This is a genomic window from Paraprevotella sp., from assembly GCF_986071375.1.
This window is the reverse complement of the sequence record NZ_CFQRNQ010000018.1, coordinates 1-21234: the sequence shown is the minus strand read 5'-3', so window position 1 is coordinate 21234 and position 21234 is coordinate 1. Positions and strand designations below refer to the sequence as shown.

At 51.2% G+C, this 21234-nt stretch carries 15 protein-coding genes; 4 read left to right on the top strand and 11 right to left on the bottom strand.

Translation table 11 applies throughout. The features are described from left to right. Positions 1–162: 162 nt before the first annotated feature. Entirely contained in the window at positions 163–3090 is a 2928-nt protein-coding gene (locus AC5RDV_RS10125; RefSeq protein ID WP_282747901.1) for an outer membrane beta-barrel protein, read from the bottom strand. Positions 3091–3302: 212 nt separating this feature from the next. Here AC5RDV_RS10125 and AC5RDV_RS10120 point away from each other — a divergent pair, with 212 nt between their 5' ends. Further along, positions 3303–4190 (top strand): Rpn family recombination-promoting nuclease/putative transposase, encoded by an 888-nt coding sequence (locus AC5RDV_RS10120; RefSeq protein ID WP_008626862.1) that lies wholly within the window; start codon positions 3303–3305, stop codon positions 4188–4190. Positions 4191–4258: 68 nt separating this feature from the next. On the opposite strand, the gene AC5RDV_RS10115 is transcribed toward AC5RDV_RS10120, so the two are convergent. The 5 genes from AC5RDV_RS10115 to AC5RDV_RS10095 form a co-directional block, all read right to left on the bottom strand. Then, positions 4259–5200 carry a hypothetical protein gene (locus tag AC5RDV_RS10115; RefSeq protein WP_282747902.1) on the bottom strand — a complete coding sequence of 314 codons (942 nt, stop codon included), beginning with the start codon at positions 5198–5200 and terminating at the stop codon, positions 4259–4261. After that, a complete protein-coding gene (locus AC5RDV_RS10110) occupies positions 5184–5942 on the bottom strand; it encodes a PG0215 family putative anti-sigma factor (RefSeq protein ID WP_130893506.1) in 759 nt (252 codons plus the stop codon). Before AC5RDV_RS10110 ends, AC5RDV_RS10115 begins: the two co-directional genes overlap by 17 nt. A 2-nt stretch (positions 5943–5944) precedes the next feature. Continuing rightward, entirely contained in the window at positions 5945–6445 is a 501-nt protein-coding gene (locus tag AC5RDV_RS10105; protein WP_282747903.1) for a GFO_1088 family ECF-type sigma factor, read from the bottom strand. A 140-nt stretch (positions 6446–6585) separates the two neighbouring features. Continuing rightward, a complete protein-coding gene (locus tag AC5RDV_RS10100) occupies positions 6586–7116 on the bottom strand; it encodes an NUDIX hydrolase (protein ID WP_282747904.1) in 531 nt (176 codons plus the stop codon). Positions 7117–7131: 15 nt separating this feature from the next. Next, positions 7132–8391, bottom strand: coding sequence for an S-adenosylmethionine:tRNA ribosyltransferase-isomerase (locus AC5RDV_RS10095; protein WP_282747905.1), 1260 nt, complete (start codon positions 8389–8391; stop codon positions 7132–7134). 148 nt (positions 8392–8539) lie between these two features. Here AC5RDV_RS10095 and AC5RDV_RS10090 point away from each other — a divergent pair, with 148 nt between their 5' ends. After that, the gene (locus AC5RDV_RS10090) at positions 8540–9625 is read left to right on the top strand and encodes a DUF2027 domain-containing protein (RefSeq protein WP_282747910.1); all 1086 of its coding nucleotides are present in this window, start codon (positions 8540–8542) and stop codon (positions 9623–9625) included. Positions 9626–9739: 114 nt separating this feature from the next. Next, positions 9740–10237, top strand: a complete 498-nt coding sequence (locus AC5RDV_RS10085; RefSeq protein WP_008626854.1) for a C40 family peptidase — start codon at positions 9740–9742, stop codon at positions 10235–10237. 86 nt (positions 10238–10323) lie between these two features. Here AC5RDV_RS10085 and AC5RDV_RS10080 read toward each other — a convergent pair whose 3' ends face one another. The 3 genes from AC5RDV_RS10080 to AC5RDV_RS10070 form a co-directional block, all read right to left on the bottom strand. Beyond that, positions 10324–11076 (bottom strand): exodeoxyribonuclease III, encoded by a 753-nt coding sequence (locus tag AC5RDV_RS10080; RefSeq protein WP_282747906.1) that lies wholly within the window; start codon positions 11074–11076, stop codon positions 10324–10326. Positions 11077–11149: 73 nt separating this feature from the next. Next, positions 11150–11866 (bottom strand): MBL fold metallo-hydrolase, encoded by a 717-nt coding sequence (locus AC5RDV_RS10075; protein WP_008626852.1) that lies wholly within the window; start codon positions 11864–11866, stop codon positions 11150–11152. An 18-nt stretch (positions 11867–11884) separates the two neighbouring features. Continuing rightward, entirely contained in the window at positions 11885–14335 is a 2451-nt protein-coding gene (locus AC5RDV_RS10070; protein ID WP_282747907.1) for a glycoside hydrolase family 127 protein, read from the bottom strand. Positions 14336–14423: 88 nt separating this feature from the next. On the opposite strand from AC5RDV_RS10070, the gene AC5RDV_RS10065 reads away from it, so the two are divergent. Further along, a complete protein-coding gene (locus tag AC5RDV_RS10065) occupies positions 14424–16826 on the top strand; it encodes a glycoside hydrolase family 127 protein (protein WP_282747908.1) in 2403 nt (800 codons plus the stop codon). A 76-nt stretch (positions 16827–16902) separates the two neighbouring features. Here the strand turns inward: AC5RDV_RS10065 and AC5RDV_RS10060 are convergent, their stop codons facing one another. Continuing rightward, positions 16903–17790, bottom strand: coding sequence for a carbohydrate kinase family protein (locus AC5RDV_RS10060; RefSeq protein WP_282747909.1), 888 nt, complete (start codon positions 17788–17790; stop codon positions 16903–16905). Between the two features lie 736 nt (positions 17791–18526). Next, the gene (locus tag AC5RDV_RS10055) at positions 18527–20716 is read right to left on the bottom strand and encodes a leucine-rich repeat domain-containing protein (protein ID WP_172604683.1); all 2190 of its coding nucleotides are present in this window, start codon (positions 20714–20716) and stop codon (positions 18527–18529) included. Positions 20717–21234 lie beyond the last annotated feature (518 nt).

Below are 21234 nucleotides of genomic sequence, written 5' to 3'. Positions count from 1 at the left end.
GTAAAGAAAATGTAGGCTTGTCATGACGTTGTTTTTCAATCGCTTAAGCCTTTGAAAAAAATCTGCGGCAAACGGAAAATCGTTTGCCGCAGATTGAAAAATCATTTGGCGCAGAACGATTTTCCGTTCTGCGCCAAATGATTTTTGTATATAAGTTTCTATTTATTCTCCTCTCCGCTTGGCCGGTTTGATGTCCAAGTTGTAGGTGAGGCGCAGCATGGCATAACAGGGAATGACGTTGCGCCACGTCTCGTAGCGTCCTTGCCCGTTCAGCGTCTGGGTGACGTTGGAAAGCTGTCCGAGGATATCGAATCCATCAAGGGAGAGCGTCACACGTTTTTTGAGAAGTTTCTTCGATAGGGTGGCGTTCCATACGATGTCGTCCGTGTTCATGCCGCTTTCACCGTAGCCCCGTCGGCTGTACAAGGTCAGGTCGGTATTGAATTGCAGGTCCCATGGCAGTTTGGCCTGTGCTATCAGGCCGTAATTATAGTCGTAGGTGTTGAGGGTCGTGAAGTTCTCCCGGCCACTGCTCAGGTGGTTCCACGTGCAGCGGGCTTTCACGCCCACTCTCACGTCCTTGGGGAAGGCATATTCCATGTTGAGGCTTCCGCCCGAGTTGTAGGTCTGTACGGTACTGCGGGCCGGAGCCATGCCGTCCGTCACGCTGATGAGGTCCACCGAATTGTAGAGCCGCGACCACAGTCCGCTGTTCAGCGTGAGGCGGCGGGCTTTGTCGAGCGGCATGGAATAGTTCACGTTACCACCGATGTTGTAATTCCCGTTTACGTTTTCCGGACGGTAGGTGCGCACGCCCGTCGTCTTGTCGTACACGTATCCCTGTGCCACGGCATCTTGTGTGATGGAGTAACTCCAGTAGGTGCTGAAGTAGCGTTGTTTGCGGTTGCTGTTCAGGTAGTAGTACACGGAGACGTTGTGTTGGTGAGAGTTCTTTAGTCCCGTGTTGCTCAGGCGGATGTTCAACGGGTCGTCCGTGGAACGGATGTCGATGAACGAGGTCATGGACGGGAAAGAGACGCTTTTGTTGTAGCGGATGTCGATGCCCCGTTGGTAGTTGTGCCATCGGCCGTAGACCCTGAAACTTGGCTCGAACATGACATGTCGGCGGCTGACGGTGGTGTCCAACCGTTCGCGTTGGTAGTCTAGCGTCTGCCATACGTACATGAGCGGCAGGCGGGTTTCCACGTACCACCAGGTTCCTTCGCCCGATGTCCGGGGTCTGCCTTCCCATTTGGCATAGAGGCTTCCCCGGTGGGAGTAATCGGTCAGGTAAGACCAATAGCTGTTGGGGGCATCTAGCGTCTGTTGCAGGAGTTCCGCTTCGGAGGGCAGCATGCCTAAGGGATGGTCGCCGTCCTCTTCCCAACCGGCCAGTTCGTCGAGCCGGTAGAGTTCGTAACGTTTGGTGTGGTCATGCCAATGGTAGTTGTATCCCGGCACTATGGCCAGGTTGCAAGGAAACCAAAGCCAATACTCCCCTCCGGTGTTGAGGTTCAGGTTGCGGATAGGGCCGTCGTCGTTGGTATATTTGTTGCGGTAGTCCGTCTGTCCGCCGCCTGCCGGATAGTCCAACCGGTAGTGTTCGTACCAACGTTGTTCGTAATCGCTGTACCGCACATTGGCGTAAAGGTTCAGGTTGTCGTTGGCGATGCCGGTCTTGATGGCCGAGTAGGCGTTGAAGGCAGCGTCCGTCTTGTTACCTTTGTTGTTTTGGGCGGTCTTGGAGCGGTTGATGGCGATGCGGCGCATGAGGTCGCCGGCTTCGGGCGAGGCCAGGCTGTCCAACAGGTTGCCGGAGGCGTACGGTTCGGGATCGGTGTTGAACGTGCCGGAAAGGTAAGTGTTGCGGTCATCCCATTTGCCCCAGTTGAACGATGGTTGCAAGTTCAGGAACACCTTGTCCCAAGTGAACTGGAACGTGTGCGAAGTGTTGAACCACGTTTGGCAGTAGAACTGTTCGTGTGCTTCCTTGGAGTAAGTGTCGCCGTCGGGCAGGAAGTTCACGCCGGTGGTTTGCGAGCGCACGTCCGTGTCGTAGTGCAGGTAAGATGCGCTGCCGCTCAGTTTGTACTTCCCGTCCTTCTCGTTCACCATGTAGTTCACTCCGAAGTTCTTGTTCGAGCGCAGTCCGCCAGTCAGTTGTGCGGGCGACCATTCGCCGTTGTAACCCGGTTGGCGGTTCTCGTTCATGTTGTTGAAATTGGCAAAAGCGGAAAAACGCGTGTGGGGCGTGAACCGCAGGCCGAAAAGGCGGGCGCGGTAGCGTTCCTCCGTGCCGTATGCCCCTTCGGCATTGGCCAACCATCCCACGGAGTATTCCCGTTTCAGGCGTACGTCCATGACCAATTCTTCATCACCGGTCTTCTTTCCGAGAAATTCGCTGAGTTCCCCGTCTTTGTCGTACACTTTCACGTCCTTGACCGCGTAGGCAGGCAGGTTTTCGAGCATGACGGAAGGTTCGCCTTTGAAAAAATCCTCTCCGTTGAGCAGCAGGTTTTCCACGTAACGCCCGTTGACGAGGATGCGCCCGTCGTCTTTCAGTTCCACGCCCGGAAGTTGGCGGATGAGCGCATCGAGCATGGAGCCTTCGGCCAGTTGGAAAGCGTCGGCGTTGTAGGCCACCGTGTCGCCGCGCGTATATATCTTTATCTTCGTGGCCTTTACGGTCACTTCCTCTAATGTCTTATGCTTGATGGCTTTCTCCATGTAAACATCCGCGATGAAGCGTGCCGTTTCCCGGCGGCGGAAGGTAAAAGAGTCCACGGGCACGTCCTGTGTTTCATATCCCTCGGCCTTGAAGCGCAGGATGTAGGGTTGGGCTAGGCGGCTTTCCATATCGAAGAACCATGCCGACGGCCGGTCGGCTATCCGGTTGTTTTTGGGGTTGCGCATGGAATCGAGGGTGACGTAATGCTTGTCCATAAGTTCCACTTTCACGTTACTGATACGTTGGCGCGTGACGGAATTGAATATGCCGCCGTAGATGACTTGTCCCATGGTTTCGGGGCAGGCGAGGGCCAGGAGGATGGCCGCAAGGATCGGAAGGGTATTGAAGAAGGTCTTTCTCATGGCTTTTCCACTTTTATGTTCTGTTAATGTATATTTTAATTACATCCTTTTGTTAATAATACGCAGGAAGTGTTGTTTTGTGACAGTCCGGAGCCGTTTTTTTGAAAGTATCGTGCGAATTTTGTAGTTAACACTCTTTATGTGAGCTTTGGAGGACGGGCAATGGAAAAACATTATATTTGCAAAAATATATTGCAATAAAGTCTACGCTTATGGCAAACTATATCCGTTTTGATTGGGCGATGAAGCGCCTGTTGCGCAACAAGGCCAATTTCGGTGTGTTGGAAGGATTGTTGACCACGCTTCTGGATGAGAAAATCACCATCAGCCAGTTGTTGGAGAGCGAAAGCAATCAGGAATACGAGTTCGACAAGTATAACCGTGTGGATTTGTTGGCCTTGGATTCCAAAGGGGAACTGATACTCATCGAGGTGCAGAACAACAATGAGTATGCCTATTTCCAACGTATGTTGTTCGGCGTGTCGAAGTTGGTGACGGAATACATCAACCGTGGAGAGGGGTATGAGAACGTGCGCAAGGTGTACAGCGTGAACATTGTTTATTTTTCCTTGGGGCATGGCAAGGATATCGTGTACCATGGCAAGACGGAATTTCGAGGCATCCATGAGAACGACATACTGGAACTGACTCCTTTCCAACGGCAGACCTTCAAGGTGGATGCCGTGAGCCAACTTTATCCGGAGTATTATATCCTGAAGGTGAACGACTTCAACAAAGTGGCCAAGACCCCGTTGGAGGAATGGATCTACTATTTGAATACGGGTGAGATTTCCGAGTCGGCCCACGCTCCCGGATTGGCGGAGGTACGCGAACGCCTGAAGGTGGACGGGATGACAAAAGGCGAGCGAGAGGCTTATTACCGTCATCTGGATAACATCGTCATTTTGCGCAGCAATATTTATACGGAACGTGCCGAGGGGCGTGCAGAAGGGCGTGCGGAGGGCCGCATGGAAGGGCGTGCCGAAGGAGAGCATGCCAAGGCTTTGGAGATAGCCCACAGGTTAAAGGCCATGGGATTGTCCGTGGAGGCCATTACCGGTGCTACGGGCTTGTCGGTGGAAGAAATAGAGAAAGCCTGATAACCCCTTGTTTCCTAATCAATAGAAAGTCCCGGTCGCCTTTCACAAGGTGGCGGGGACGGATTAACTTATTTCTGTCTTGCTTGCCTGTTTTTTTGCAATTTTTTTGTGACGTATGAACTATCCCATATCGGATTGTCTTCTGCCCAAGCCCGGGGAAATACTCCGTTTCCGTTGTGCGATCCTTCCAAACGGATAAGGTATAACTTGTCGTTTTTCCATGCGGCTCCCATATATAATGGGCGGCCGTCGGCTTGGCGGACTCTTATTCCGGTTTCTTCGTATTCCCAGTACACGTCGTTGCTTGCCACGTAGATGACATCTTTTTTGAGGTATTTGTGGAAGAGGTCATAAAACAGCCGGTAGTCTGCCCAGGTACATTTAGGGATGATGTACCGGTAACCCTCCGAAAAAGCCGTCGGGTCGTTGTTATATCCTTTGTTGTGTACTACACGTCCGTATGCTCCGTGGAAACGCACTTCTTGTTTGACTGTTTTTCTGCGTGATACATATTGGTTGAACAGTTTTTCGAGTTCTGCGTTGATGGCTTGGTCGGGTATGGCATCATTTTCGGCTTGGGCGAAACGGTTTGTGGTTTGGTAATAGAAAAATATGCCGGTTGGGCTGACTTCGAGTTTGAGGAAGTCTTGTTGCCCCCGGATGTCGGAACGTAGTGATATGGCGTAGGTTTTCCGTATGATGTCGCCACTGTCTGTTTCTTCCGTGTGCTTGTGCAGAAATGGGATGTCATTCAATTGGTCGAAGATTTCTGCTATTGCGGGTTGGTGCTCTTCGTAATCTTCTTGGTCTTCGAACCAGTACTGTACCCAATATTGGGCACCGGTCATCCATCTTTGTTCCAAGTAACGTTTGGGAAACATTCGGTCAAGCTTGTGAAATATGTGCATGGCTGTTTCATTTTCCCGATAGAACTCTTGGGCATGTACATGGTTTGTGCATGCTATGACCGTTATCACGGCCATGAGCCAGTATTTAATATAAGTTTTCATAATAAGGGTCGATATGTTCATATTGTTTGGAGAATTCGTCCATTCTTCTTTTCTGCTTTTGGAACTCGGCCTGAATGTCGGCCAAGTGTGGCATGGCCTGTTGTTGGGTTGCCGTGTCTGCGTCTTGTCGGGCGGTGCCGGGTTGGGGTATTGAGCCCGTTCTGGTGGTAGATGTGTCCTCCCCCGTAGGGAGGGCTGTCCACATTTGTCCTTTTGGGTGGCTTGCAGGAAGGATAATTGTGTCCCGAATTGTGATTATTTTGGCGGTCAACGTAGTGGGCACTGGCTTTTCGATGAATACCGTATCGGTTTTCCACTTTACTTCCGTGAGGACGGTAGGGGGCATGGAGATGGAATTTGTAGGCTGTGTAGCTTCCTTTCGCGAGACGGTGGTTCCTAAGAAAAAACATGCGGCTGCGATGGAGGCGACCGCTATCCACCGTATGAAGGTTTGTCTTGTACAATGTATGTGCTTCGGATGTGCCGGAAGAATGGCTTGGAGGTCAGAAGAGTCGGGTGCTGCTTCCGGTGGGCATGACTGCATCCACCTCTCCTGTTCTTCTTCCGTGAAAGAAGGTTCGCCTTCGTCGAATTGGTTGAACATGGTTTTGAAGTCAGCAAAATCCTTGTCGGCATCCGGCGAACGGAAATATTCCATCAGTAGGGCTTCTTCTTCCAACGAGGTCTTTCCCTCCATGTAGAGGTCAAGCAATCGTCTGATGTCTTCTTTGTTTGTCGTCATGTTCAATCTCTCCTTACCTTTAGTTGTTCCATCATTTGTTTCCTTGCCCGTGACAATACGGTGCGGACTACGCCTTCCGTTGCTCCGATGATACGGGCTATCTCGCTCATTTCCATGTGTTCCACCTGACGCATGCGAAGCACGGCCCGGTATTTGTCAGGCAGGTTCCGGACGGCACCACGCATCCATTCCGCATTTTCGTGGTCTTCCATCATAGCCTGTGCACTTCGCTGTCCGTCGGGCGCGTCATGCCCCGTCAGGCTTTCGTGCGGATGGGTTTTGAGTCGCCTCAGACGGTCGATGCAAAGGTTGCGGGTGACGGTCATACCCATGGGAGAAATGTTCTTTTCCAGGTCGAGCCGGTCTCGGATAAGCCAAAGTTTGAGCATGACTTCTTGTACGATGTCTTCCGCCTCGTCCTCATCAGACAAATAGAAACGCGCGATGTCTACGAGTTTGCCTCGTAGCATGGATACCGCTATTTCGAATTCTGTCTTTTCCATGAGGTTAATGTTGCAAGGGGCGGAACTGTTTCCGGTGGTCAGGACATGGCCGTTCTTTCCCTTTTTATAAAGAATACGCAGAAGCTGATCTTTTGTTTCATCGGATGATGTTAAAGAATGTAATGGATTATAGATTCCATTCACAAAAGCGTGTCTGGTTCGTTCCCGAAAAGTCTCTTGTATTCGCTTTCAAAATTGGGCGTGAAGATACCTTTTCCCATCGCTTCATGGATTTCTGTCGTGCTCCAGAAACGTCCGCCATCTGTTTCCGCACTGGGACGTATGTTCCCGTCGTAAGAACAACGGTGTGGGAAGATCAATTCACGTTCGCGGTCGGATTCAAACACATAGCGGGGGAGGCGTTCGGGAGTGAAGCCGGTGAGGCCGAGTTCTTCTTCCGCTTCGCGGTGCAAGGCCATCTCCACGCTTTCGCCCAAGTCCACGTGGCCTCCTACGGCCGTGTCCCATCTTCCCGGTTGGATGTCTTTCCAATGCGGACGTTTTTGCAGGTAAAGTTCGCCCCGGCTGTTGAACACATGCAAGTGCACCACGGGGTGAAGGCATTTGCTGCCATTGTGGCATTCGCCGCGCGTGGCGGCTCCGATGATGTTCCCCTCTTCATCCACGAGGGGAAACATCTCTTCCCGGTTGTCTTCTTGTGTAGCTATCATGAGGTTTCGCGGGGGTTAAGGGATGAGTAATGAGCTGTCACCGTAGCTGAGGAAACGGAAATCGTGGGCGAGGGCGTAGTCGTAAATCGTGTGCCAGTCGCCGTGCACGAAAGCCGAGACGAGCAGCAACAGCGTGCTTTGCGGTTGGTGGAAGTTGGTGACCATCATCCGCACGATGTGGTATTCGTATCCGGGAGCTATGATGATTTGCGTACTGGTGTGCAGGGCTGTCAGTCCGTGACGGTCCAGATAATCCAATACGTTCTGTAGGGCTTGCAGTGTAGTGAGTGCTTCCGGATGTCCGTTGTCGGGGCTTCCTACAGGGCGCGTCCGTGCAGCATACTCGTAAGGCATCCACTGCGGTACGTGCAGCTCCTCCTCCGATGCGTCGGGATTTCCGTCCAATGCCACACCTATGTAATATAAGCTCTCAAGGGTGCGCACCGAAGTCGTACCCACGGCAATGCATGCGCCGCCGTGGGCCAACAGTTTCTCTATCGTGCTACGATGTACGCAGATGTATTCCGTGTGCATCTCGTGCCCGGCTATTTCTTCGCTTTTCACCGGTTTGAACGTGCCCGCCCCGACGTGGAGCGTCACTTCCTCGCGGTCGATGCCGTGGGCATCCAAATCGGCCAACACGCGTTCTGTGAAATGGAGGCCGGCCGTGGGGGCAGCTACGCTGCCTTTGATTTTAGAGTACACCGTCTGGTAGGTCGTCTTGTCGCTTTCCTGTGTCTCGCGGTTCAGGTAGGGCGGGATGGGCAGTTCGCCCACGGCTTCCAAAATTTCAGCCCAAGTCGTTTGTTCGTCGTCCCATTCAAAATCAATCCAGTGGCTGGTGCCGCGATTCTCGCCCCGGGTAGCCTTCAAGGTGATGCTGCGTCCGCCGATTTCCACGGGGCAGGATAAGCTGCCGCTTTTCCATTTTTTCAGATTGCCCACAAGGCAAAGCCAACTGCAACGACCGGTTTGTTGGAACATCAGCGCGTAGTCGTGCGGACGGACCGGTTCCAGGCAGAACACCTCGATGAGCGCGCCGGTATCTTTGTGGAAATGCAACCGCGCCTGTATGACTTTCGTGTTGTTGAATACCATCAGGGCGCCTTGGGGCAAATAGTCCGGCAACGAAGTGAACGTGTCCTCGCCCACCGTTCCGTGACGGTACACCAACAGTTTGGATTGATCCCGTTCGGTTAGGGGGAATTTTGCGATACGTTCCTCGGGCAGATTGTAGTTGAAGTCTTTAATCTGGATGTGTCTGGTTTCTTCCATTGGAGTTGATTGTTTTAAAGTGGCAAAGTTAGGCATATTTGTCGAAGTGGGACGGGTGTTTGGGATAAAAAAGCATAAAGGCGGCAGTCGGATTTTGTACTCTTTGCGCTTTGCCGTATATTTGTTTGACGAATAAAACATGGAAGATATGAAAATCGGAGATAAAGTAAGGTTTTTGAGCGAAGTGGGGGGCGGCATCGTGAGCGGCTTCCAAGACAAAGATACGGTGTTGGTGCGGGATGAAGACGGTTTCGACATTCCGATGCCCGTACGTGAGTGTGTCGTGGTAGAGACTGACGATTATAACATAGCCAAGGTGAACACCGGTACGCACGACAAGAAGAAACTTGTCGGAGAACGAACGGCCGGACAGTTTCGTGATGAAGATGAGGACGACCGTCCTGTGACATTCGTACCGAAACCACAGGAACGCCGGAACGGTGACAAGTTGAACGTTTTTCTGGCTTACGTGCCGATGAATCCCAAAGAAATGACCACTACGTCTTTCGAGGCTTATTTGGTAAACGACAGTAACTATTACGTCACTTTCCTTTACATGAGTGTGGAGGGTACGGGATGGCGTGTACGTTTTCAAGGGACAGTGGAACCGAACACCAAGCTCTTCATGGAGGAATTCGACCGTTCGGTGTTGAACGACATGGAGCGCGTCTGTGTGCAATGCCTGGCCTATAAACAGGAGAAGACTTTTCTGCTCAAACCGGCCGTACAGGTGGAATTGCGGATAGATACCGTGAAGTTCTATAAGTTGCATACGTTCCAACCCTCGGATTTTTTTGAAGATAATGCCTTGGTGTATGACGTGGTGAAGGATGACGTGCCTGCCCGTACGGTTTTTGTCAATGCAGAACAGCTAAAGGATGCTTTGCTGAAAAAGGCAACCGACGAGCGTCCGGTGCGTCAGCCGGCCCGCAAGGCGGAGCAACCGAAGAACGGCATCATAGAAATAGACTTGCATATCAATGAATTGTTGGACAATACCGCCGGGCTTTCCAACAAGGAGATGTTGGACTGCCAGATAAAAGAGTTCCGCCGTGTGATGGACGAGAATCAGAAAAACAAAGGACAGAAAATAGTGTTCATCCATGGTAAGGGGGAAGGCGTGTTGCGCAGCGAACTCTTGAAAGAATTGAAACGTGCTTACAAAGGTTGTACCTATCAGGATGCTTCGTTCCGCGAGTATGGGTTCGGGGCTACCATGGTTACGATTCACTGATGTCCATAGCCTTAAAGGCTCTTAAAAGATGTGTAATTTATTGGGGTTCTGCATGGAAAGGTGTATTTTTGGCATCGAATTTCATGTTGAACCCTTAAAATTAACATTAAAATAATGATGCGGTTTCTTTGGTCTCTGCTTGTCTTGTGTGCTTTGTTTGGTGTGTCCCCTGTTTCTGCCCAGACGTTATTATCGGAAGAAATAAGGGAGGATTCAGTCACCGGCCAAGATGTCGTAGAGAAAGCCAAAGAGTTTATCGGAGTGCCTTACCGTTACGGGCAAATGAATCCTAAGCGCGGATTTGATTGTTCCGGTTTCACTACTTATGTCTTTAAGTCTTTGAATATCTGTTTGACGCGTTCTTCGCGTTCCCAGTTTAGAGAAGGAGTCAAGATAGACGACCGCCGCGACTTGCAGCAAGGGGATTTGGTATTTTTCACCGGTACGCGTTCCAAGAAGACCATCGGACACGTGGGTATCGTGACGGATGTGGATGAAGAAACCGGTGAGTTTGAATTCATCCATGCAGGGCGCAAAGGTATTTGTATTAATTCTTCTTCCGATGGCTATTATGACCGGCGGTATGTAGGGGCACGCAGGGTATTGGGGTAATACCTGCCAGATACGAAGAGAGCCGTTTCCGGAGTGTGCAAAGGCATACGGGAACGGCTCTTTTTCGATATAAAGTGGCTGACGGGTCAGAACAAGTCTACCTCCACCGGGCAATGGTCGGAACCGAAAATCTCGGTGTGTATGGTTGCGCTTTTGAGTTGCGCTTCCAGTCGTTTGGACACTAAGAAATAGTCGATACGCCACCCTGCATTCTTTTCCCGGGCCTTGAAACGGTAAGACCACCACGAGTAGATGCCTTCGCGGTCGGGATAGAAGAAACGGAACGTGTCTGTAAAACCGCTGTCCAACAAGATGCCGAATTTTTCCCGTTCTTCGTCTGTAAAGCCAGCGTTCTTACGGTTCGATTTCGGATTTTTCAGGTCGATTTCGCGGTGCGCCACGTTCAAGTCGCCGCAGACGATGACCGGTTTCCGGGCATCCAGTTGCAAGAGGTAGGTGCGGAATGCTTCTTCCCACTGCATGCGGTAATCCAGACGTTTCAGTCCGTCCTGCGAGTTGGGCGTGTAGACCGTGACTAAGAAAAAGTCAGGCATTTCAAGCGTGATGACGCGTCCTTCCCTGTCGTGTTCCTCCAAGCCGAGGCCGTATGTGACATTGAGTGGGGCATGGCGGCTGAAGATAGCCGTGCCTGAATATCCTTTTTTCTCCGCATAGTTCCAGTAGGAACGGTAGCCTTCAAACTCCAAGTCGAGCTGCCCTTCCTGCATTTTTGTTTCTTGCAGGCAAAAGAAGTCCGCATCCAAGGCGGCGAAAGACTCTTTAAATCCTTTTTCGCAACAGGCTCTCAGGCCGTTGACGTTCCATGAGATAAATTTCATAGGCTGTAAGTTTGCTGTAATTTTGCTTTTTATTTTCAAAGGTAAGCCTTTTCTTCCGGATGTGCAAACCCGGTCAGAACCGGGCGATGGCCTCTCCTTCCTCTTGAATGTAGAGGAAACTGGTTTGCATTTGTTCCGCCTCCGGACCGAATGCCATGGCCGTTTCGTGGGCCGGAGGGAAATGCATCGGTGCAAAATAACGGGTGGGGATGTGTTGCAGCCATTGACGTGCGCCACGTGCAAAGTCGCTGCCTAAACGCGGGTCTACGGGAAACATTACCAGGTCGAAAGCCGTACATTCCTTTCGGATGTCGTTCAGGATAGCCAGAAAGTCACCTTCCCGTTTTTTGATTTCCTGTGGCGTGGATTCGTCTGCCCAATGCCAGTTGTTCAGGTCGCCTGCATGGAATATGTCTTTGTCTTCCACATGAACAGACCAAGATACGCCGGAATCGGTGGAACCGAAAGCATGTACCGTGATGAGGTCGTCGCGGTAGCTTTCTCTCCGTCTCAGGTATGCCGTTACGCCTTCCGTTCCGGCACGCCGCCGACGGTAGATGTCGCGGGAGAGGATGACTTTCTTTTCCCCGTGGGGTACGGGCAGGTTCAGGATTTCCGGATTGAAATGGTCCTGATGGAAATGGCTGGCCAGAAAGTAGACGCGTTTATGCGTTGTGGACAGTGTCCGTTCCACGATACCGTTGTCGGCATCCCGCCAGAAATCAAAAATCAGGATGGCCGATAGGCCTTCGAGCATGAAGCCGCTGTGGTAGATGTAAGTTAGAGTCATGGTAGGGCTATTTGTGGGCTATTCAGTGGCCGGAATAACTTTCCACTCTAGCACGCCGCCCGATTCCCCCTTTTGGAGTTGCGCGGAGATTTTCAGTCCGGTGGTCTTTACCGGCTTGAAGTCGAGACGATTGTAGGCGTCCTTGGTCGTGGTGTACGGCGTAGTGGCTTCCACTTCTTTCCAACTGTCACCGTCTTTATAATAGAGTTTCCACGAGGCGGGTATACGGAAGTTGCCGTCGTAATGGTCGAAGTCTAGCCAGTACACTTCTACGCCCGATACGGTGTAAGCTTGGTCGAAGTCGTAGGCCAACGTTTCTTCCGTGCCGCGTTTGAGCCACCAGTAATGGTAAGGTTTGGACGTGTCCGACGAACGTTTCGGTTCCCATTGGTCGTTTACGCCCCAAGCCCAGCCTTCCGTGGCGGCGGATTCGGGGGCGTCTTTCTGGATAGGTGCTTGAATCGTCAGCGTGCGTGCCCGGCTGGCGATGGTTGGCAAAGGTTCGGGACGGGCATATTCCGGCGATGTGGGAATCCATACGGCCATTTGTGCCGCGCCACGGTTGTTCCATACGGAATAAGGAATGGCTTTGAACGGTACGTCCGTCGTCTTTCCGTCACGTCCGACGGCTTGGGCCGTGCCTTCCAATGTGACGATGCCGTTAAGCATGTCCGGGGCGTAAGTGGCGGAGATTGCCGTCCCGGCAGGGATGACTTTGTTGAAAATCAAACTGTCCGGTTGGTCTTTGTCTTCTATGCAGTAGACGATGGGGCCCCGTTCGATGGCGGCTTTTCCCCGGTCGTCCTCCACTTCGACACGGGCTTCCACCCGGCGTACGTCCATCGGGAAATCCAGTTCTACCGTGTCGCCTTTCTTCCATTTCCGCAAGATGACGGCATAACCGTTTTCCACATGGAAATCCACGTCCTTTCCGTTGACTTGTATGGTGTAGCCCTTCCCTTTTCCGGTGTAGTGGTACAGGTCGATCGGTACCGGACGGCCTTGTGCCCATCCCGGTATGCGGCACCGCAGGGCAAAGGTCTGCTTCTTCTCTGGATGTATGGCCATGCAGATTTTCCCGTCCCATGGATAATCCGTCGTCTGGCGGATTTCTATTTTATTTTGGGACGTAGAGAGATTGGCCGTACTTTGTATATATAGGTTGACAAAGACATTCTTGCCTTGTGTGGCATACATGTAATTAGGAACGGAAGCCATGAAACGGGTGATATTGCCCGGACAGCAGGCGCAACCGAACCAAGCTTGCCGTCCATGCTGCCCCATGCTTTCCAACGGATTATCGTAGAAGAAGCGGTCGCCGCTGAGCGACACGCCCGAAATTACCCCATTGTAGAGAGCACGTTCCAGTACATCCTCGTACCGGGAGTCGCCCGTAGCAAGGAACATGCGGTGGTTCCAGTACACGTTGGCGATGGAGGCGCAAGTCTCGCAATAGGCCGTATGGTTGTTCAGTTCATAATCCGGGCCGAAGCCTTCGCCTTGGGCACGGGAGCCGATGCCGCCCGTGATATAGAGCTTGCGCCCGGCCATGTTTTCCCAAATGCGCGTAAGGGCATGGAAATAAGCCGTGTCTCCGGTCTGTGCGGCCACGTCGGCTACACCGGAATACAGGTAACCGGCCCGTACGGCATGGCCTACGATTTCATCCTGTTCGAGGATGGGCTTGTGGTCCTGGCTGTATGCGCTGGGAGCGTGCCCGTCGGTGCACCGTCCCGTTTCTTCCACGAAATACCGGGCTGTACGGAGATATTCTTCTTTTCCGGTGACTTTGTAGAGTTTGGCCAGTGCCATTTCCACGATAGGATGTCCCGAAGGCACATGTTTCTGTCCTTCATTAGGGCCGAATACACGGCATACCAAATCTGCGTTTTTGATAGCCACGTCCAATAGGGAACGTTTGCCCGTGGCGCGATAGTGTGCCACGGCAGCTTCGTAAAGATGTCCTGAATTGTAAAGTTCGTGGCTGTTGATTTTCTCCCAACGGTGTGTTCCCCACCAACCCGAAAGACGGGTACAACGGTTGGTCACGCAAGTGGTCAGGTAACCGTCGGATTCCTGCGCGGCGGCAATCAGTGCGATGACGCTGTCCAGATAGGCATCCAAACGTGCATCGTACTTCACGGCCAACGAATAAGAAGCCCCTTCGATGATTTTATACGGGTCGGTGTCGTCGAACGAAAAGTCGCCCCGGTGCTCGCCCTCTTTCAGTCCGCCTGCGATGGCGAAGTTGTCGAAACGTCCGTTCTTCTCGCATTCCCGGAAAGCCGAGGGAATGGACACCGTGCGGTTCGTCTCGATGCGCGGAGACCAGAACGCGTCCTGGATTTGTACTTGGGTAAACGGCACTTCCGTGATTTGTGCCGTGTTTTGCCCGTGGATGGCAATGGAAAAAGCAACGGTGCAGAAAGTCCATGCGGTTCGTTTCAAAAAGAAGATTTTGTTTCTCATGGGTTAATAATTTTATGGTTTCATGCTGCAAAGATAATTAGTTTTGCTAACTTTGCCCACGAAACCAATAAAATTATCTTAACTCACCATGAAGAAAAGATTGCTGACTGCCGTTTGTGTGTTCTCCGTGGCATGGAACATGCAGGCGCAAGACGTGCGCCACGGTTATCCTTATTCTCCCGTACCTTTCACGTCCGTCAAGGTGACGGATTCCTTTTGGGGACAACGCTTGAAGGCGAGCCGTGAGGTTACGATTCCTTTGGCCTTCAGTAAATGCGAAGAGTCCGGCCGGTATGAAAACTTTGTCAAAGCGGCTCATCCAAGCGAAAATTACAAGGTGGAAGGTTTTCCGTTCGACGATACGGACGTGTACAAGACGATAGAAGGCGCAAGCTATTTGCTGCAGACCTATCCGGACAAGAAACTGAAATCGTATATCGACAGCGTGCTAGTCATTGTGGCGGCAGCGCAGGAGCCGGATGGCTACCTGTACACGAGCCGCACGATGAATCCCAAGCATCCGCACGAATGGGCGGGCAGCAAGCGTTGGGAAAAAGTAGAGGACTTGAGCCACGAGTTTTATAACCTCGGTCACATGGTGGAGGGTGCCATTGCGCATTACCAAGCCACGGGAAAACGGAACTTTCTGGATGTTGCCATCCGTTATGCCGACTGCGTGTGTCGTGAAATCGGTCCGGAGGAGGGGCAACTGGTACGTGTGCCCGGCCATCAGATAGCCGAAATGGCCTTGGCCAAACTCTATATCGTGACGGGCGACCGCAAGTACCTGGACGAGGCGAAGTTCTTCCTTGACCAACGCGGCCATACTTCTCGGCGCGACGCTTACAGCCAGGCGCACAAGCCCGTGGTGGAGCAGGACGAAGCCGTAGGGCATGCCGTGCGGGCCACTTACATGTATGCCGGGATGGCCGATGTGGCAGCCCTCACGGGCGATACGGCTTACATCCATGCCATCGACCGGATTTGGGACAATATCGTGGGCAAGAAGTATTACATCACCGGCGGTATCGGGGCTACGGCCAACGGCGAGGCTTTCGGTGCGAATTATGAACTGCCCAACATGTCGGCTTATTGCGAGACGTGCGCGGCCATCGGCAACGTCTATGTCAATTACCGTTTGTTCCTCCTGCACGGGGAATCCAAATATTATGATGTATTGGAACGTACCTTATATAATGGGCTGATTTCGGGCGTTTCGTTGGACGGCGGCGGTTTCTTCTATCCCAATCCGTTGGAGAGCCGGGGGCAGCATCAGCGCCAGCCTTGGTTCGGTTGCGCCTGTTGTCCGTCCAACATTTGCCGTTTCATCCCTTCCTTGCCCGGTTATGTATATGCCGTGAAGGATAAGGACGTATATGTCAACCTGTTCATGTCCAACGAAGCCAACCTTGAGGTGGACAAGAAAGGGGTCGTTCTGGAGCAGCAAACCCGTTATCCTTGGGATGGCGACGTGGCCGTGAGTGTGAAGAAGAACAAGGCCGGTGTGTTTGCCCTGAAAATCCGTATCCCCGGTTGGGTGCGCGGACAAGTCGTACCGAGCGATTTGTACCGTTACAGCGACGGCAAGCGTTTGGGATACAGTGTGAAAGTGAACGGCCAACCGGTGGAAAGCGGATTGCAGGACGGTTATTTCACGATAGAACGCCGATGGAAGAAGGGCGACAAGGTGGAAGTGCATTTCGACATGGAACCTCGCGTGGTGAAAGCACACGCCAAAGTGGAGGCCGACCGCGGGCGTGTGGCTGTGGAGCGCGGCCCGTTGGTGTACTGTGCCGAGTGGCCCGACAATGATTTCGACATCATGAGTGTGTTGGTGAACCGCCGCCCGCAGTTCGAGACGGTAGAGAAACCGGATATGCTTTGCGGCCTGACGGAAATCAAGACGGGTGCGCAGGTGTTGGGCTATGATGCCGAAGGCCGTCTGACGGCTTCGGATGTCGAACTGACGCTTATTCCTTATTATGCCTGGGCGCACAGGGGAACCGGTAACATGATGGTATGGCTGCCGCAGGAGGTGAGCGCGACAAGCCCGTCCATGCCGGCAACCTTGGCCTCGGAGAGCCGTGTGGACGCTTCGCACAAGACTACGGCCTTGTCTGCCATTAACGACCGTTTGGTTCCGGCGGACGAGAACGACCGTTCCATGGCCTACTATCATTGGTGGCCGAAAAAGAACTCGACGGAGTGGATTACTTACGAGTTCCCGAAACCGACGGAAGTGTCTTCCTCCACCGTATATTGGTTCGATGACGAGCCGTGGGGTGGTTGCCGAGTGCCCCAAAGTTGGAAACTGTATTACAAGGACGGACAGGGCGGTTGGACACCGGTGTCGGCAACCGTCACGTACGGGACGAAAAAAGGCGTGCCCAACACGGTGGAATTCACGCCGGTGCAGACTACGGCCATGAAGTTGGAAGTCGTGTTGCCGGAGGACAATTCGGCCGGTGTTTTCGAGTGGGAAGTCGAGTGAGATATGGGATTGTGAAAGAGAGTGTGCCGCAAGGGATGTGTTTCTTGCGGCACACTCTTCTTTTTGTCCCGTCGTCTTATATCTGTTTCGTGAATCTCTCGGGGAGCAGGGGCATGGCTCCTTTTTGCGTACATACGTAAGCTGAAACGTCCACTGCGAGGCGGTGTGCTTCACGGATGTTTTTTCCGGAAAGGATGGCGGCCGTGAAGGCGGCTGTGAAGGAGTCGCCTGCACCTACGGTGTCGGCCACTTCCACTTTCGGGGTGTCTCGATAGGATGTCTCTTCCGGGGTGAATACGAAGCTGCCTCGTGCGCCGCAGGTGAGAATCAAAGCCTTCAGCGCGTATCGCTTCAGCAGCGTCCTGCATCTTGCTTCCTGATTCGTACCGGGCAAGTCGAACAGACGTGTCACGATGTCGAGTTCTTCGTCGTTGATTTTAAGGATGTTGCACTTTTGCAGACTGGTGGAGATGATTTCCTGTGTGTAGAAACCTTGCCGGAGGTTGATGTCGAATATCTTGTATTGCCCGTCCCCGTCCGGCATGGTGTCAAGGAACCGGTGGATGGTGGAGCGTGAGGCGGGATGCCGTTGGGCCAACGAACCGAAACATACGGCTTGCGTCTGGCGGGCCAGTTCTGCCGTTTGCGGCGTGAAGGGGATATGGTCCCATGCCACGTCTTCCCGGATGTTGTAGCAGGGGATGCCCTTTTCGTCCACTTCCACCTCTACGCTTCCTGTGGGGAAGTCCGTTTTCTCAATAAGTCCTTTCAGCGATTTGTCCCGTAAGTTCTCCAATAGCTCGCTCCCCGCCGTGTCCCTTCCCACGGCACTCACTACCCGGCTGTCTATTCCGAATTGCGAGATGTGGTAGGCGAAATTGGCCGGTGCGCCTCCTATTTTCTTGCCTTCGGGCAACATGTCCCACAAGGCTTCTCCCATGCCTGTTACGATGGATTGTTTCATGATGATGCGGTTTGATGGTTTGTTTCTTGTGTATGCCCATGGAGGCTCCAGTACGGTCCGGTGGCATGACGGTACAAATATACCACTTTTTATGCAGTGGCACGGCATGGGCAAAGTGTCAAAATGTTAAATCCGGTTGTCCGAGAATCCGTTATTTCGGTCCGGAAGAGGGGAGGGATGGAAATAACGGATTCTCGTGCGGCGGTTTTTTATCGTTTTGTAACGAAAGAAGGTCTTGTCCCGTTCTTTTGTCGGCCGTGCCGGAGGTTTGTGCGTACGGTTTTACGGTCGGGAAAGCGGTGAGCCTGTTTCGTTGTCATTCTGTTTTCTGTTTTTGGAGGTTTTTCCGTTTCAATTAGAGGTGGAAAGACGGTTTACGGCTTGTTTTTATTCCCGTTTCCAACGACTTGTGGCATGGTTGGCGTAGGACTTGCTTTCATTGTGCGCCGAACGGAAAATCGCTTTCAGCCGAATGAATTTCCGTTCGGCTGAGATTGATTTGCATATATGCAGGATTTATGCAGAGAAAAGAGAAGCTTTTTGCATGTTTATGCGAAATTTTACTCTAAATTACGGGCTTTGAATCCCAATGAATGGCTGAAATCTGTATGGTTTGCTTCCTTTTTGAAGGTTAACCGGAAGGGTGCGCTTTCAAAGTGTCGTTTGTATAAGTTTTACGGCCACCGTTTTGCATACGCAAAGGGTGGCCGCATGGGGATGAGAGGGACGGGAAACGTCAGTCCACGATCCGTTTTTGTGTCGTCCCGTCGGAATAGCGGATGATGTGAATGCCTTTTCCGGGGGCATCCAGTTTCCGTCCATTGAGGTCGTAATAACCGGTAATGTCCGGATTGTGTCCGTTTGTTTCCATCTTTTGGATGCTTGTTTCAGATGACGTGGAAAACAATCCTATATAATGGGATAGTACTTCTCCGTTTTTCGAGTAAGTTTTGAGACTGTAATAATAATCATGTTGTTCTGTCAAATTTTTAAATACGGTAGAGATTGAATCGGAGGTACTTCGTGATAAGATATTTCCATTGGCGTCAAAACTTTGGCTTCCGACTACGATTGTCATTGCTGCGTCCTCGTATACGGTAAGTTTATACGACGCTGCGTCCGCTTCTTTTTCCCACGTAAAGCTGACTTTTGTGTTTTCCGGGGAAGCTTGTATCAGGTTGGAGTCGAGAGTAGGGACAAATACGGCTATCAGCTTTCGGTTGCTTTCTGCAACAAATGAACATAGCCTGTCGGTAGTCAGTATGTTTCCGTTTTCAGTCCAGGCGGAAAACGTATATCCACTATGGGCTATGGCTTCAAGTTCTACATTGTCGCCATATTGGTATTCCGTGAGCCCGAGTATTTCTCCAGCGTTCATTATGTTTTTCGTCACGTCTATCTTTATTGGCGCCTCTTCTTCTATGAAGTAAAAGTCTTTCCATCCAGTGGCTTTCTCGTAGTATTGTTTGCTTCCGTATGGTACATGTAAGGTGCAGGCGAACAAATTTACCCCCTCGAATGTCCCGGAGTAGGCAACGGGAGGCAGGGCGCGTTTTACGTATATGTCCGTCAGCCCTTCGCAGCCGTAGAATGCTTTTTCTTTAATGCCGTTCAGGGTGCTTGGCAATGTAGCTTTTCTAAGCATGGAGCAATTATAGAATGCTCCGTATGCCAATGTCTCGCTTCCGTCTGCAATCACGATTTCTTCCAATGCCTTAGGGATATAGTAGGTGTGGCTCTTTCCGTTTTCGGAGTATTGGGTGATGGGGAGGTATTCGCCTTTTGTGTTGTCGCATGAACTGCCAAAGAACATGCCCAGGTTGTTTTGGGTAAATGGTATTTCCAAGTATTTGAGGGCAGGTAGGTTTGAGAATAGGCCGTTAGGTATTGTTTTTGCACTTCTGATATTGATACTGTCTAAACTTGTACATCCTGCAAGTCCGAAGTCGGCATTTCCCACGTTGGGTATCCACAGTTTGGTTAGTGAAGAGCAATTATTCAGTGCCCCCGGACCTATACTGTCCATTCCGACAGGGATTTCCGTATTCAACCGTTTGCAACCCGAAAAAGCAGAAGGAGCAAGCGTCTTTAAGCAGGGCGGCAGATTGATGGTAATCAACTGTTCGCAGTTATAAAAAGTACCTTCTTCTATCGAAAAAACAGAGTCCGGCAATACGACGGTACATAACTTCTTGCAGCCGCTGAAAGCGTAGGAACCTATACTCTTGACGGCTTGTGGGATTTCAATGTCCGAGATGCCTGTGTTCGCAAAAGCGGTGCGTCCTATCGTTTGGAGGGAATCTGGCAGGGTGATGGAAGATAGTCTCTCAAAAGAGTAGAACAGTTGGGACGGGATTGTCGTGACATCCTTTCCTATGGTGACGTCGTATAGTGTGTTTTTGTTATCTTTGGGGACATCATTGTAAAACGGAGGGTAGTATTGTGTTGAAGGCCATTCTTCGCTTTCGTTGTACTGCAAGTCTCTGCCAAGGTATAATTTATTTATTCTGCAATCGGCAAACACCCCCTCTCTGTAATATTTAAATCCGGTGGTTTTGGCATCCAGGAATAATGGTTGTTTACCGTCTTCGATGGTCAGTTCGGATAGTGAACTGCAACCGGCGAATGCTTCGCCATGGATATAAGTGACGGTGCTCGGGATTGTGATGGATGTCAATTTGGTACAGTTGATGAACGCATTTTCTGCAATCGTGTTAACGGTGTAGGTCGTTCCGTCGTATGTTATGTGGCTTGGGATTTTGACTTCTCGGAAATAGTAACCGTGGTTGTACTCCATACTAAAATAAGTTACGGAGGCTGTATTGTAATTTAGGTTATAGGCAATTCCGCCAACGGCACAGTCATAAGCAAAGGTCTTCTGTCCTATACAGAAGGTGGTTAATAATACAAGTAATATATTTTTCATATTGATGTTTGGGTTATGAAAAAGGCGTGCAACCATTCTTTAGATTGCCTTTTGTTGGGTTACCGCCAAGTGACCTTCTGCATACAAGCAACAGAATAGCTCACGCCTTATTGGCGTGAACTCCCAGTCTGCTTGTTCTTATGCAGTGAATGTTTGGCGGTATTCGACAAAAGAAGAACAAGAGCTAAAAGCTCAATATTTTATATGTTCATTTCAAGTTATGGAATGGAACGCTTTCTCGGTTTGTTAATATGCCGCGTATTCCAACGCGGTAGATTCTTACTCGGATTAATGAAATGCAGCCTTGTCGAGCATGCTGTCCTTTTTTTGCGTCTCATTCATTTTACTGTCTGTTTCTTCACCTCCTTTTTTGAACATTGTATTCCTATAGTATGCAAAGTTAATTTTTTGCAAGAGAATAAAGTAGTAAAATCCCTAAATTTTCATTGTATCATTATTTTATGGCTCAGTAGATTTTTAGTGGGGATAGCCATATAAATTTGCTATGCGGAAAAGGA

Coding starts and splice junctions, on each gene's coding strand:
- AC5RDV_RS10055 (WP_172604683.1), bottom strand. CDS start 20,716: ATGAAAAATATATTACTTGTATTATTAACCACCTTCTGTATAGGACAG.
- AC5RDV_RS10125 (WP_282747901.1), bottom strand. CDS start 3,090: ATGAGAAAGACCTTCTTCAATACCCTTCCGATCCTTGCGGCCATCCTC.
- AC5RDV_RS10105 (WP_282747903.1), bottom strand. CDS start 6,445: ATGGAAAAGACAGAATTCGAAATAGCGGTATCCATGCTACGAGGCAAA.
- AC5RDV_RS10095 (WP_282747905.1), bottom strand. CDS start 8,391: ATGGAAGAAACCAGACACATCCAGATTAAAGACTTCAACTACAATCTG.
- AC5RDV_RS10090 (WP_282747910.1), top strand. CDS start 8,540: ATGAAAATCGGAGATAAAGTAAGGTTTTTGAGCGAAGTGGGGGGCGGC.
- AC5RDV_RS10085 (WP_008626854.1), top strand. CDS start 9,740: ATGATGCGGTTTCTTTGGTCTCTGCTTGTCTTGTGTGCTTTGTTTGGT.
- AC5RDV_RS10110 (WP_130893506.1), bottom strand. CDS start 5,942: ATGACGACAAACAAAGAAGACATCAGACGATTGCTTGACCTCTACATG.
- AC5RDV_RS10115 (WP_282747902.1), bottom strand. CDS start 5,200: ATGAAAACTTATATTAAATACTGGCTCATGGCCGTGATAACGGTCATA.
- AC5RDV_RS10060 (WP_282747909.1), bottom strand. CDS start 17,790: ATGAAACAATCCATCGTAACAGGCATGGGAGAAGCCTTGTGGGACATG.
- AC5RDV_RS10120 (WP_008626862.1), top strand. CDS start 3,303: ATGGCAAACTATATCCGTTTTGATTGGGCGATGAAGCGCCTGTTGCGC.
- AC5RDV_RS10080 (WP_282747906.1), bottom strand. CDS start 11,076: ATGAAATTTATCTCATGGAACGTCAACGGCCTGAGAGCCTGTTGCGAA.
- AC5RDV_RS10070 (WP_282747907.1), bottom strand. CDS start 14,335: ATGAGAAACAAAATCTTCTTTTTGAAACGAACCGCATGGACTTTCTGC.
- AC5RDV_RS10075 (WP_008626852.1), bottom strand. CDS start 11,866: ATGACTCTAACTTACATCTACCACAGCGGCTTCATGCTCGAAGGCCTA.
- AC5RDV_RS10065 (WP_282747908.1), top strand. CDS start 14,424: ATGAAGAAAAGATTGCTGACTGCCGTTTGTGTGTTCTCCGTGGCATGG.
- AC5RDV_RS10100 (WP_282747904.1), bottom strand. CDS start 7,116: ATGATAGCTACACAAGAAGACAACCGGGAAGAGATGTTTCCCCTCGTG.